Origin of the sequence: Type-D symbiont of Plautia stali, assembly GCF_001485335.1 — a bacterium.
In the GTDB taxonomy this organism is placed as follows: domain Bacteria; phylum Pseudomonadota; class Gammaproteobacteria; order Enterobacterales; family Enterobacteriaceae; genus Pantoea; species Pantoea vagans_C.
The window spans coordinates 1-12,955 of the sequence record NZ_BBOC01000114.1 but is presented as its reverse complement, the minus strand read 5'-3'; the positions used below and the strand labels follow the sequence as shown (position 1 = coordinate 12,955).

At 56.2% G+C, this 12,955-nt stretch carries 8 protein-coding genes; 2 read left to right on the top strand and 6 right to left on the bottom strand.

From position 1 onward, the window contains the following. Positions 1-303: 303 nt before the first annotated feature. From proY to phoB, 6 genes are all read right to left on the bottom strand, one after another. On the bottom strand, positions 304-1,659 hold the full coding sequence (gene proY / locus PSSD_RS23615) for a proline-specific permease ProY (RefSeq protein ID WP_058973910.1): 1,356 nt from the start codon (positions 1,657-1,659) through the stop codon (positions 304-306). A gap of 67 nt (positions 1,660-1,726) precedes the next feature. Further along, positions 1,727-3,046, bottom strand: a complete 1,320-nt coding sequence (gene brnQ / locus PSSD_RS23610; protein ID WP_058973909.1) for a branched-chain amino acid transporter carrier protein BrnQ — start codon at positions 3,044-3,046, stop codon at positions 1,727-1,729. Positions 3,047-3,448: 402 nt separating this feature from the next. Beyond that, complete coding sequence (locus PSSD_RS23605; RefSeq protein ID WP_058973908.1) at positions 3,449-4,552, bottom strand: cobalamin-independent methionine synthase II family protein; 1,104 nt, start codon at positions 4,550-4,552, stop codon at positions 3,449-3,451. A gap of 166 nt (positions 4,553-4,718) precedes the next feature. Then, positions 4,719-5,645, bottom strand: coding sequence for a PstS family phosphate ABC transporter substrate-binding protein (locus tag PSSD_RS23600; protein WP_039334277.1), 927 nt, complete (start codon positions 5,643-5,645; stop codon positions 4,719-4,721). An 18-nt stretch (positions 5,646-5,663) separates the two neighbouring features. Beyond that, positions 5,664-6,977, bottom strand: coding sequence for a phosphate regulon sensor histidine kinase PhoR (gene phoR / locus PSSD_RS23595; protein WP_039334279.1), 1,314 nt, complete (start codon positions 6,975-6,977; stop codon positions 5,664-5,666). Between the two features lie 15 nt (positions 6,978-6,992). After that, on the bottom strand, positions 6,993-7,682 hold the full coding sequence (gene phoB / locus PSSD_RS23590) for a phosphate response regulator transcription factor PhoB (protein WP_039334281.1): 690 nt from the start codon (positions 7,680-7,682) through the stop codon (positions 6,993-6,995). 197 nt (positions 7,683-7,879) lie between these two features. Here phoB and sbcD point away from each other — a divergent pair, with 197 nt between their 5' ends. Both sbcD and PSSD_RS23580 read left to right on the top strand, forming a co-directional pair. Then, positions 7,880-9,091: an exonuclease subunit SbcD gene (gene sbcD, locus PSSD_RS23585; RefSeq protein WP_058973907.1), complete on the top strand. Its 1,212-nt coding sequence runs from the start codon at positions 7,880-7,882 to the stop codon at positions 9,089-9,091. Beyond that, the gene (locus tag PSSD_RS23580; RefSeq protein ID WP_058973906.1) at positions 9,088-12,765 is read left to right on the top strand and encodes an AAA family ATPase; all 3,678 of its coding nucleotides are present in this window, start codon (positions 9,088-9,090) and stop codon (positions 12,763-12,765) included. Before sbcD ends, PSSD_RS23580 begins: the two co-directional genes overlap by 4 nt. The last annotated feature ends 190 nt before the right edge of the window (positions 12,766-12,955 follow it).

The following is a 12,955-nucleotide window of genomic DNA, read 5'->3' as shown; positions in this document are numbered from 1 at the left end:
CACGCACTGAAGCTCATGAGCTGGCTGGGGCCGCACCGGGGCTGGCATTCCGCAGCGCTGAGCTGAGCGAGTATGCCAGGAGAGCCCGCAGGACGCGGGCGAAAGGTGGCGCTGGAACATGGATGTTCCATCGGCACCGGTCCGTAAGGCAGACGAGTGAAGTGAAGGCACCGCGTAGCGGCGCGAGGACCGCCAGCCCCGGTGCGGCCCCAGACGGCGTTATCGCCAATCGCTTAACTAACGAGCATTACGCCACTTATGGCGACCTGCAGACAGGTGCGTCGTGATACACACCCGTCAATTTCAACCCCGGCGCTTCTTCACCAGTGGCCACGCCAGCAACAGCAACACAATCCAGCCAAAGCCCGCGTACAGTGACACACGTGTATCCGGGAAATAGCCAATCAGCGCGATGATAAACACCAGGAACGCCACGCCGATCCACGCTGTTGCGCTGCCACCTGGCAGGGCAAACTGCAGCTTACCGGCTTCCTGCGCACCAATTTTGCGGCGGAACGCAATCTGCGACAGCAGAATCATGATCCACACCCACACCGTGGCAAAGGTCGCCAGCGAAGCGATCACCAGGAACACTTTTTCTGGCATCAGATAGTTGAGATAAACCGCCATCAGCAACGCCACCATCATCACTACCACTGTCACCCACGGCGCACCGCGCTCGCTGGTATTAGTGAAGACTTTTGGCGCATGGCCCTGCTGCGCCATACCGTGCAGCATACGTCCGACACCAAACACATCGCTGTTAATCGCCGACAGGGACGCGGTGATCACCACAAAGTTAAGAATGGATGCCGCCGCCGCAATGCCGAGATGCTGGAAGGTCAGCACAAACGGGCTGCCCTGCGTACCGACTTGATTCCAGGGATAGATCGACATAATGACGAACAACGTACCCACGTAGAACACCAGAATACGCAGTGGTACAGAGTTGATGGCACGAGGAATCGACTTCGCAGGTTCTTCCGCTTCACCGGCGGTGATCCCGATAATCTCAATCCCACCGTAAGCGAACATCACCATCTGCAGTGACAGCAGCATACCGATGATACCGTGCGCGAAGAAACCGCCGTTGGTCCACAGATTGTGAATGCCGGTTGGCTGACCGCCGTTGCCGATGCCCCAGAAAATAATGCCGAAACCGGCGAGAATCATGATGATGATGGTGGCGACTTTGAAGAAAGAGAACCAAAACTCCACTTCGCCAAACACCTTCACGCTCATCAGATTAATACCGCCGATGATCAACACCACGCTGAGTACCCAGATCCAGTGCGGCACTTCCGGGAACCACACGCCCATATAGATGCCGAACGCCGTGACGTCGGCAATCGCCACAATCAGGATTTCAAAACAGTAGGTCCAGCCCGTGATGTATCCCGCCAATGGGCCGAGATAATCCTGCGCATAACGCGAAAAGGAGCTGGCCTGCGGGTTATTCACTGACATCTCACCCAGCGCACGCATGATGATATACGCCACGGCACCGCCGATAATGTAGGCCAGCAGCACGCTGGGTCCTGCCATCTTGATCGCATCCGCCGAGCCGTAAAACAGCCCGGTGCCAATCGCCGATCCCAGTGCCATAAACCGGATGTGGCGCGTGCTCAGTCCGCGTTTGAGCTTGTTGGTTTCTTGCATAACCGCCTGTACCTTGAAAATGAAAAACCACGGGCAAGCCCGTGGTTGAAATTAACAGCAATGTTGCTTACTGATGAACAGCGACCTGTTCGCGTCCTTTTGCGCGATCCACCACCGCAGCAATCACCAGCATCACCAGCGATGGCGGCAACCAGGAAAGTCCCTGATCTGCCAGCGGCAGATGCTGACTAAACAGCGGCAGTACATCTTTAAAGTTAGTGGTTTTAATCGCATCAACGATACCAAACAGCAGGCTCACCAGCATGGTTGGCGCAATGATACGCGTGCTTTTGTTCCACCACCTCAGGGTGAAGCTCAACACCACCAGCACGATGCACGGCGGATAAATGGCCGTCAGCACCGGAATGGAAATCTGAATCAAATGGCTCAGGCCGAGGTTCGACACCACCATGGAGAACAGACCCAAAATAAACACCAGCGTCTTATACGACAATGGCAGGTATTGCGCAAAGAATTCGGCACAGGCGCAGGTCAGGCCAACTGCCGTCACCATACAGGCCACGAAAATCAGCGCCGCCAGGAAGAAACTCCCCATACCGCCGAAGGTCTGTTGCACATAGGCGTGCAGAATCGCCGCACCGTTCGCATTCTGATCGACCAGGCCCGCACTACCGGAACCCAGTTTAAACAGGCTGAGGTAAACCAGCGTCAGGCCGACACCGGCGATCACGCCCGCCAGCATGGTGTATCGCGTCAGCAATTTGGCATCTTCCACACCGCGAGAACGCGCGGCATTGACAATCACGATACCGAACACCAGGGCGCCCAGCGTATCCATGGTCAAGTAACCATTGACGAAACCGCTGGAGAACGCAGCACGCTGGTAATCAGCTGTCGCAGGTGCAATACCGCCCGCAGGCCACAGCAGTGCAGCCACGCCCAGAATAGTGAGCGCAACGATTTTCAGTGGTGCGAGGAAATGACCGACGGTGTCGAGCAATTTGCCTGGGTACAGGGAGATACCAATCACCAGCGCAAAGTAAATCAGGCTGTAAATGAACAACGGCAGCGCGCCATCACCAGTCAATGGCGCAATCCCGACTTCGAAGGAGACGGTCGCAGTACGCGGGGTGGCGAACAGCGGGCCCACGGCCAGATAGCAAACGGTGGCTAACAGCAGACCTGCCGCCTTGCCAATCGGTGAGCTCAGGGCATCAATGCCGCCGCCAACACGTGCCAGGGCGATAACGGTCATCACCGGCAAGCCAACAGCCGTGATCAGAAAGCCAAAAGCGGCAACCCAGACGTGTTCGCCAGACTGAATCCCCACCATCGGTGGAAAGATAATGTTTCCTGCGCCAACGAACAGGGCAAACGTCATGAAGCCCAGCGCCAGGATATCCTTGGAGGTTAAACGATGTGTCATAAACTTCTGTACTGCCTGTAGCTGATGTTGCGGTGGAAGTTGAGTTCGTGTTGTCCTCTGGATACGCGTAAACAAGGGCTTAACTGATGGAATCAGTGTGTTATGCGGGCCTAATCGTTAAAGCGCAGGTGATTTAAACTACTTTTCTTCTGTTCACAGAGGGATAAATCGACAACGGCGCAAATTAAAACGTTTATAGCGAAGAAAGGCAATACGGGATCGGAAAACCAGAAGGATATAGCAACAAAGTGACACAAAGCAGTTAATCAGCGGGGAATAGGCGTAAAACACCTCAGATGATTTGCTTAAAGTTTCCGCATCGCGGGAGATCTCCTTGCAAAAATTGGCTTATGGATGCACAAAAGGCGCGATTTACGCGCCTGTTTGCACAAGTTTACAGCATCACCACACTTGTTTAGCGATATCGACCACCAGACGAATCTTCTGCCACTGCTGCGCTTCGCTCAGGCTGTTGCCCTCTTCGGTCGACGCAAAGCCACACTGTGGGCTCAGGCAGATCTGGTCAAGGCTCACGAACTGCGATGCTTCTTGCAGACGGGCTTTCACCTGAGCAGGATCTTCCAGCTCACCGTTTTTGGTGGTGATTAAACCCAGTACCACTTGCTGATGACCCGGCTTAATAAAGCGCAACGGCTCAAAACCGCCTGAGCGCTCGTTGTCATATTCGAGGAAGTACGCATCGATATTGACCTGACCAAACAGAATCTCGGCCACTGGCTCGTAGCCGCCTTCGGAAATCCAGGTTGAGCGGAAGTTACCGCGACAGACATGCAAGCCAATGGTCAAATCGGCAGGTTTATCTTCCAGCGCTTTATTCAGCACCCCGGCGTAGATACGTGCCAACTCTTGCGAATCTTCACCGCGTTCACGGATCTGCTGCTGCTGATCCGTCGAGCAGAGATAGGCCCACACGGTGTCATCCAGTTGCAGGAAGCGACAGCCTTCGGCGTAAAACGCACTGATCGCATCTTTATAGGTCTGTGCCAAATCAGCGAAGTACTCTTTTAAATCAGGATAGACGGTGGCATCAATCACCTTACGCCCACCGCGAAAGTGCAGCACGCTTGGGCTTGGAATGGTCATTTTCGCTACCGCATCACCGGCAATGCTCTTCAGAAAACGGAAGTGTTCCAGCATCGGGTGGTTGGGATTGAAACCCACTTTGCCAGTGACTTTGACGCCGTGCGCTTTGGTCTGCACGCCATTAAATTGAATGCCCTGCTCGGCTTCAAACAGCTCAACGCCCTGCAGATCGCCAAAGAAGTCGAAGTGCCACCACGCGCGACGGAATTCACCGTCTGTCACCACCTGCAAACCGTTGGCACGTTGCTGTTCAACCACATGACGGATCTCAGTGTCTTCCACCTGACGCAGCTGCTCCGCGGAGATCTCACCGTTGGAAAACTGCACGCGCGCCTGCTTGATGGCCGCGGGACGGAGAAAACTGCCGACGGTATCGGCACGGAACGGATGATGATGTGACATATGCACTCCTGGCTAAACGCATAATTGCGTCAGGGTATAATTTCGCGTGGTTATTCTTAGCCATCTGGACGGCTACATGTCCATGAGAGTGACACGCTATGCCCCGAAGGGCAATGGAAGAAAATTCAGCTGACGTGAATATAATTCATGATCGGCGACTACTGCTTCAATTTCCTTCGATGGCGGCGCGTGCCTGCGCCATTTGGCTTTCTGAAAGCGGCAGGTAGCCCGCTTCAGTGACGCGTCGTTGCCCTGCTGGCGATAACACCTGATGCAGGAAAGCACTGACCAAGGGTGGCAAGGGTTTGCCTGGCGCTTTATTCACATAAATGTAGAGAGGACGAGACCACGGATAGTGGCCGCTACGAATAGATTCGGCATCGGGCATCACGCTCGCGCCGCTGGCCGTCTTGATCGGCACCATTTTTACGCCGCTCAGATGGAAACCGAAGCTGGCATAGCCAATGCTGTTGGGGGTGCTCGCCACCGCTTGCACCACGGCAGCCGAACCCGGAAATTCCGCGACGTCAGCGCGAAAATCGCCTTTACACAGCGCCTGTTGTTTAAAGAATCCCCAGGTGCCCGAGGCTGAGTTACGACCAAAGCGCTGAATGCTGCGTTTTGCCCAGCCATCCTGATTCAATCCGAGATCGCCCCAGCGCTGCGGTACGCTGTGCGCGCCACATAAGCGGGTGACGGAGAAGAGTGCATCGAGTTGCGGCTGATCGATATCGGGCAGTGGGTTGTCCTGATTCACCACCACCACCAGCGCATCCATGGCAACGGGGACAGCCAATGGGGGATAACCATAGCGTGTGGTGAACAGTTGGCGCTCATCAATCTGCATTGGGCGGCTCATGGCACCCAACTGAGCGGCGCCCGCCGCCAGCGCGGTGGGTGCGGTGGAGGAGCCCGCCGCCTGTACCTGAACGTTAACGCCAGGTGACTGACGGCTAAAATCCTCGCCCCACAGCGTCATCAGATAGCCGAGGGTATCAGAACCCACGCTGCTCAAATTGCCGGTGAGCATGGTTTGTTGGCCCTGCGCCAGCGCAGAGCACAACAGCAAAGTGAACAGCAACAGCGATTTCATCAGGTTATCCGGTGGCGTTTACTGCGCCACATTCTCGCGGATTCCCTTTGCCACAATCAACCGTGGCGGCAGAAGAAAACTAAAACAGGTTTCCTGATGCGGGATACTGGTGATCTCCAGCCGCGCATTGTGATGGCTTAACGCATGTTTCACGATCGCCAGCCCCAGCCCACTACCGCCTGTGGCGCGTGAGCGGGCTTTATCCACCCGATAGAAGCGCTCTGTCAGGCGTGGCAAATGCTCTTCACTGATCCCCGGCCCGTTATCACAGACCTTAAACTGCGCGCCCTCTTTCGTGCGCAGCCAGCTGATATCGAGACGCGTGCCATCTGGCGTGTGATTCACCGCGTTGTAGACCAGATTAGAAATGGCACTACGCAGTTGCTCATCATTACCAAACACTTTGAGATGCGGATCGGTGTGAAAATGGATACTGTGACGGCCCTGGCTCAGGGTTTCTGCCTCACGCTGCAACAACAGCAGCATACCTGGCACATCCACCGTTTCTTTCAAATCGATGGCCGGTGCCGCTTCGATACGCGACAGCGTCAGTAATTGTTTCACCAGGCTATCCATACGACGCGTCTGTTCCTGCATGGTGTGCAATGCTTTGCCACGCGTGCGCTCGTTCATCGTCGCATCGTCCATCATCTCCAGATACCCCTGCAGCACCGTTAACGGGGTGCGCAGTTCGTGGCTGACGTTAGCGAAGAAGTTACGCCGTGCGCCTTCCAACTGGTGCATCTGGGTCACATCACGCGCCACCATCAGCCACTGCCCTTCACTGTAGGGCATCACGCGGAATTCCATATGATGCTGGTTGTTGAGCACCAGCGTCAGTGGCTTATTAAAATCGCGCTGACGGATATAGCGAGAAAACTCAGGATAGCGCAGCAAATTGAGGATGTTCTGACCGTTATCCTCCGGCCAGCGCAAGCCCAAATGCTGTTGAGCCAGTCCGTTACACCAGAAAATCGTGCCCTCTTCGGTGGTCAACACCACCGCATCGGGGAGCGATTCCGCACCGCTGCGAAAACGCTTAATCAGATTACCGAGTTCACGACGGCGACGTCGGTTACGCAGTTGCATCTGGTACAGACCGTAAAACAGCGGCTCCCAACTGCCGCGCCCGGAAGGCGGCGTCATGGAGCGATCAACCCACAACCAGTGCGACAGACGCATCAGGTTTCTGAAGTGCCAAAACAGCACGCTGGATACGGCAATCAGCAGCAGCCAGGGCAGATAACCGAACAACAGACCCAGCACCAGCGCAGGCAAGCAGACCAGCGCCAGCTCGGTCATTAATCTCTTCCAGGAGAGTCGTTCCAGCACGGTAAAAGACTCCGTTTAGTAGCGGGCAGAGAAACGATACCCTGTTCCGCGTACGGTTTGAACCATGCGATCGTGACCAGAAACTTCCAAAGCTTTACGTAAACGACGGATATGCACATCAACCGTACGATCTTCGACGTACACGTTGGTGCCCCAAACGTGGTTTAACAGCTGCTCACGGCTGTATACACGCTCTGGATGCGTCATAAAGAAGTGCAGTAATTTATATTCCGTTGGGCCCATTTCCAGCGGGGTGCTCTCGGCCATCACACGGTGTGAGGAGGGATCCAGGCTCAAGCCCTGCATCTCAATCACCTCTTCCACTGCCATCGGGGAGATACGACGCATCACCGCCTTGATACGCGCCATCAGCTCTTTCGGTGAGAAAGGCTTGGTGATGTAGTCATCCGCGCCCACTTCCAGACCGCGTACGCGATCCTCTTCTTCTCCACGCGCCGTCAGCATCATCACCGGGATATCGCGCGTCATCGCTTCACGTTTCAAATGTTTAATAAACTGAATACCGCTGCCACCCGGCAACATCCAGTCCAGCAGAATCAAATCAGGCCACGGCTCGATCAGCTTACCAATCGCGCTGTCGTAGTCTTCGGCCTCAATAGGCTGGTAATCATTCTGTTCCAGCACGAAACATAACATTTCACGGATGGGAGCTTCGTCTTCCACAACCAAAATGCGCTTAGCCATTATAACTCCTGCTGTTGTGACGGCTTGTCACGGGGATTTGCGGCGTCATTATGCGTCAGTTTTATGACACTTTTATGAAAAACCCGACCTATGATAAATAGTTAAAAAACAGAAATGTGACAACGATTAGCGCTTTTTTTTCTTTGCGATCTGAAGAGGTTATACTTCTCGCTCGCTTAACTAAGCACGGAGTTTTCATGCGCATCATACACACGGCGGATTGGCATCTCGGTCAGTTCTTTTACAGTAAAAGCCGCGCGGTTGAACATCAGGCATTCCTTGACTGGCTACTGGAGCAGATCCAGCAGCATCAAGTCGATGCACTGATCGTCGCCGGAGACCTGTTTGATACCGGTTCGCCACCCAGTTATGCGCGTGAAATGTTTAACCGCTTTGTGGTGGCATTGCAGCCCACTGGGTGTCAGTTGGTGGTGTTGGCAGGAAACCATGATTCCGTTGCCACCCTCAATGAATCGCGTGAACTCCTTGCCTGCCTGAATACCCGCGTGATCACCAGCGCCACGCCACAAGGCGAGCAGCAGGTGCTGACGCTGCATCAGCGTGATGGCACGCCGGGCGCGCTACTGTGCGCCATCCCTTATCTTCGTCCACGGGATATTCTGCGTAGTCAGGCCGGGCAATCAGGCCGTGAAAAGCAAATCTCATTGCTGGAGGCGATAGAGCAGCACTACCAGCAGTGTTACGCGGCAGCCCTCACGCAGCGTGGCGATCAGCCACTGCCGATCATCGCCACCGGGCACCTCACCACGGTGGGGGTCACCAAAAGCGACTCGGTACGCGATATCTATATCGGCACGCTGGATGCCTTCCCGGCGCAGGCTTTTCCGCCTGCCGATTACATCGCGCTTGGCCATATCCATCGGGCGCAACGTATCGCCGATAGCGAACATATCCGCTACAGCGGTTCGCCAATCCCACTCAGTTTTGATGAACTGGGCCGCGATAAAAGTGTGTTCCTGCTCGATTTCAGCCGCCAGTTAGACGCCGTCACACCGCTCACCATTCCGCTATTCCAGCCGATGCAGATGCTCAAAGGATCGATGGCGGAAATTGAGTTACAGCTGACGCAATTCAGCGAGGGAGACGGCGAAAAACCGGTCTGGCTGGATATTGAAATCACCACGCAAGAGTATCTTAGTGACCTGCAGCGTCGCGTCGAACAGCTCACCGAAGCGCTGCCCGTGGAAGTGCTGCTGGTACGACGTAGCCGTGAGCAGCGCCAGCGCAGCCTGGCACGCATGGACAACGAAACCCTGAGCGAGCTGAAAGTGGAAGAGGTGTTTGCCCGCCGTCTGGCGCAGGAAGATCAGCTGGATGCCGAACAAGCCGATCAACTCACCCAACTGTTTCGCACCACCCTCGCCGCGCTGGAGAACCCGTCCGCATGAAAATTCTGACGTTACGCTTTAAGAATCTCAATGCGCTGCGCGGTGAGTGGTTTATTGATTTCCGCCGCGAGCCCTTTGCCAGTAACGGTTTGTTTGCCATTACCGGCGCCACCGGCGCAGGAAAAACCACGCTGCTGGATGCGATTTGTCTGGCGTTGTATCACCAGACGCCACGCCTCGGCGTGCTATCGCAGACGCAAAATGAACTGATCACCCGTGATACCGCAGAGTGCCTGGCTGAAGTGGAGTTTGAAATCAAAGGTGAAGCCTGGCGCGCGTTCTGGAGCCAAAACCGCGCACGTGGCCTGGCCGATGGCAAATTGCAGGCGCCGCGTGTCGAACTGGCCCGCGTGGCTGATAACCAAATTGTTGCCGATAAAGTCGGTGACAAACTCAAAGCGATTGAAACCCTCTCCGGGCTGGATTTCGCGCGCTTTACCCGTTCGATGATGCTGTCGCAAGGGCAGTTTGCCGCCTTCCTGAATGCCAAACCGGGAGAACGCGCCGAGCTGCTGGAAGAACTCACCGGCACCGAGATTTACGGGCAAATCTCGATGCAGATTTACGAGCGCTGGCGCAGCGCCCGCAGCGAGTTAGATACGCTACGCGCCCGCGCGGGCGGTATGCTGCTGCTGGATGAAGCCCGTCGCGATGAACTCAGCCAACAGTTACACACGTTAGCCAATGAGGAGAAAACCCTCAGCGAACAGCTGGAGCAAGCGCAACAGCAGCAGCAGTGGTTAACGCAATCTCAGCAGCTAACGCAAGAGCAGCAGCAAGCCGAGCAGGCAGGACAGAGCGCTGAACATGCATGGCAGCAGGCCGAAGGGGATCGCCAACGCTTGTCACGCGCCGAGCCGGCAGAAAAACTGCGCGATAAGCTTCAGCAGCGCGAGCTGCTGCAACGTGATCAACAAGCGTTGACGCAGCAGGCTCAGCAGTTACATGCCCAACAGCACCAGGCTCAGGCGGCGCTGCAGCAGGGTGAAACACAGTATCAGGCGGCGCAGCAGGCACGTGAGCAGGCCGTTTCCGACCAGCAGCAGTTGGAAACCTTGCTGACCGAACAGGTTATCCCGCTTGATCAACAGCTTGCCAGCGGTGCGCGGCAAATTGCCGATCAACAACGCCTGCACACCCAGCAACAGCAGGTGGTACAACAGAGTCAGGCCGCGGTGAGCCAGCATCAACAAGTGAGTGAACGCTTACAACAGCAATTCGCGCAGCAGCAGGATTTTCGAGAACGCGAAGCGGCGGTGGCCAGCTGGGGAGCGGAACTGACGCGTTGGCAGGCGGATATCGCACGCCTTGAAGAGCGTGAGCAGTCGCTGGCACAGCTTACTGCCCAGCAGAAACAGCAGCACACGCAGGTCACGCAGCAACAACAGGCAATTACCGAACATGCGCAGGCGCTGCAACCCTTGCAGCAGGCTGAAGCACAAGCCAGCCAGCAACGCCAACAAGCGGAGCAGGCACTCACTTCACTGGAAGCCGAGGCCGCGAGTAGCCAACTGCGTGAAGCCCTGGCTCTGCATCAACAGCAGCGCCCTGCCCGCCAGCAACTCAGCCTGCTGGCGGCACGCTGGCAATCCCTGCAACCGCAGCGTCAACAGCGACACCAGAAACTGACGCAGTTGCAACAGCAGCATCAGCAGCAGGAATCGGCTTTACAGGCGCTGCGTGACGACTACAAGCGTGAAAATCAAACGCTGCTCGATATCCGCAAGATTTGCGAACTTGAGCGCACTATCGCGCAGTTAGCCGACGAACGCGCCAAACTGCAACCCGACCAGCCCTGCCCGTTGTGTGGCTCCTGTCAGCATCCGGCCATCGCGCAATATCAGCAACTGCAGCCCGGTGAAAACCAGCAGCGACTGGCAGCACAGGAAGCATTGGTCGCCAAACTCAGAGAGGACGGCACCGCCAAAGGCGAGCAGCAGAAACTGTCATTACAGCAGCAGCAGGTTTTGCAGCAGGAGGTCGATGAGTTCGACCAGCAAGTTGCCACCGCCAACCAGCAGTGGCAGCGTTTGAGCGGTGAGCTGGCACTTACCTTCACGCTGGAGCAGCAGGGTGATTTCACTGCCTGGCAGCAGCAGCAAGACACACAGGAGAACTCGCAGCAGCAGCAACTCCAGCTACGGGAACAGGCGGCGCTGGCACTGCAACAGGCAAAAGAGGCTCATCTGCTTCAGCAACAGCAGCTGCAACATCAGCAGAATGCCCAGCAGCTGGCACAACAACGGTTGCAAAGCGCGCAGCAAACGCTTGAAGAGCTCAATCAGCGTGAGGGGCAAGAACGCAGCGCCTCACAGCAATTGGCACAGCAGCTGGAAAATCAGCTGGCCGCACATCAGCTTGCACTACCCGCGCGTGATGTGCGGACTTCATGGCTGGAAGCGCTACAACAGCGCTGGCAAGCCTGGCAGCAGAGCGAAAGATTACTCAGCGAGTTGCAACCGCAATTAGCCAAAGCGGAGAGCGAGCAGGGTAACCTGCAACAAAATTCGTTGCGTGAGCAACAACAGCTGGATGCATTGCAGCAGACTCTTCATACCCTGCAACAACAGCAAAACGAGCAGCAGCAACAGCGCCATCGGCTGTTTGGCGATCGTTTGGTTGCAGATGCCCGTCAGCAGCAGCATGCCGCGCTACAGCAAAGCGAACAGAATCTGGCGCAGCACCTGCAACAGTGGCAGCAGGCGCAAAGCCTTTTACACAGTCTCAACGGACAGTGCGAGCAGATAGACAGCCAACAGCAGAGCATGCTGACGCGGGTGCAGACGGCGGAAACCGCGTTCCTCACCGCGTTGCAGCAGAGTGATTTTAGTGACGAAGCAGCCCTACGTGCTGCGCTGCTGGATGAACAGGCGTTCCTGCAGTTACGCCAACGTCTGCAAACGCTGGAGCAACAGCGCCAACAGCAGCAGACATTGCGCCAGCAGCTGGCACAGCGTGTTGCCGCCCATCAGCAGCAACGTCCTGCCACCTTGAGTGATGACGTTGCCGCCGGGCTGGTTGAACAGTTAGCCTCTCTGCGCCAGACACTGCGCGAGAATGCCCGCCAGCAGGGTGAGGCGCAGCAGCAGCTTCACAGCGATGCACAACAGCGTCAGCAGCAGCAATCCTTGCTGACACAAATTGCAGATGATGAGGTGTCACTGGCGCAGCTTGGGCGGCTGAATGATTTAATCGGTTCAGCCAAGGGCGACAAATTCCGCCGCTTCGCCCAGGGATTAACGCTGGATCATCTGGTGTGGTTGGCGAACCGCCAACTGGACCGTTTACACGGCCGTTACCTGCTGCAACGGCGCGCCAGTGAAGAGCTGGAGCTGGAAGTCGTCGATACCTGGCAAGCCGATGCCACCCGCGACACGCGCACGTTGTCAGGTGGCGAAAGCTTCCTGGTGAGTCTGGCACTGGCGCTGGCCTTGTCCGATCTTGTCAGCCATAAGACGCGCATCGAATCCCTGTTCCTCGATGAAGGCTTCGGCACCCTTGATGCCGAAACCCTTGATACCGCACTGGATGCCCTGGACGCGCTCAACGCCAGCGGTAAGACTATCGGAGTGATCAGCCACGTTGAGGCCATGAAAGAGCGCATTCCGGTGCAAATCAAGGTGCGTAAGATGAACGGGCTGGGCTACAGCAAGCTGGAATTACCGGGGGAATAAACCTGGGGGTGCGATAAATAGCGCCGTTAGTAGGGTGCGCATTTATGCGCACTTTTTGCTGGGGTTGCTGTGAATCTCGTGCATAGCCCCATAAAGGTCAGCCCGATCGCAAAGGAATCACGCATCCATGCAGATCGGCCGCCGCATCCCTGCGGCGGACGCTTTGCTCTTCGGGCTGACCTTCACGGGG

Excerpts from the sequence above, each read along its gene's own strand:
- proY (WP_058973910.1), bottom strand. The coding sequence starts at position 1,659 with ATGCAAGAAACCAACAAGCTCAAACGCGGACTGAGCACGCGCCACATC.
- phoB (WP_039334281.1), bottom strand. The coding sequence starts at position 7,682 with ATGGCTAAGCGCATTTTGGTTGTGGAAGACGAAGCTCCCATCCGTGAA.
- PSSD_RS23580 (WP_058973906.1), top strand. The coding sequence starts at position 9,088 with ATGAAAATTCTGACGTTACGCTTTAAGAATCTCAATGCGCTGCGCGGT.
- PSSD_RS23605 (WP_058973908.1), bottom strand. The coding sequence starts at position 4,552 with ATGTCACATCATCATCCGTTCCGTGCCGATACCGTCGGCAGTTTTCTC.
- sbcD (WP_058973907.1), top strand. The coding sequence starts at position 7,880 with ATGCGCATCATACACACGGCGGATTGGCATCTCGGTCAGTTCTTTTAC.
- PSSD_RS23600 (WP_039334277.1), bottom strand. The coding sequence starts at position 5,645 with ATGAAATCGCTGTTGCTGTTCACTTTGCTGTTGTGCTCTGCGCTGGCG.
- brnQ (WP_058973909.1), bottom strand. The coding sequence starts at position 3,046 with ATGACACATCGTTTAACCTCCAAGGATATCCTGGCGCTGGGCTTCATG.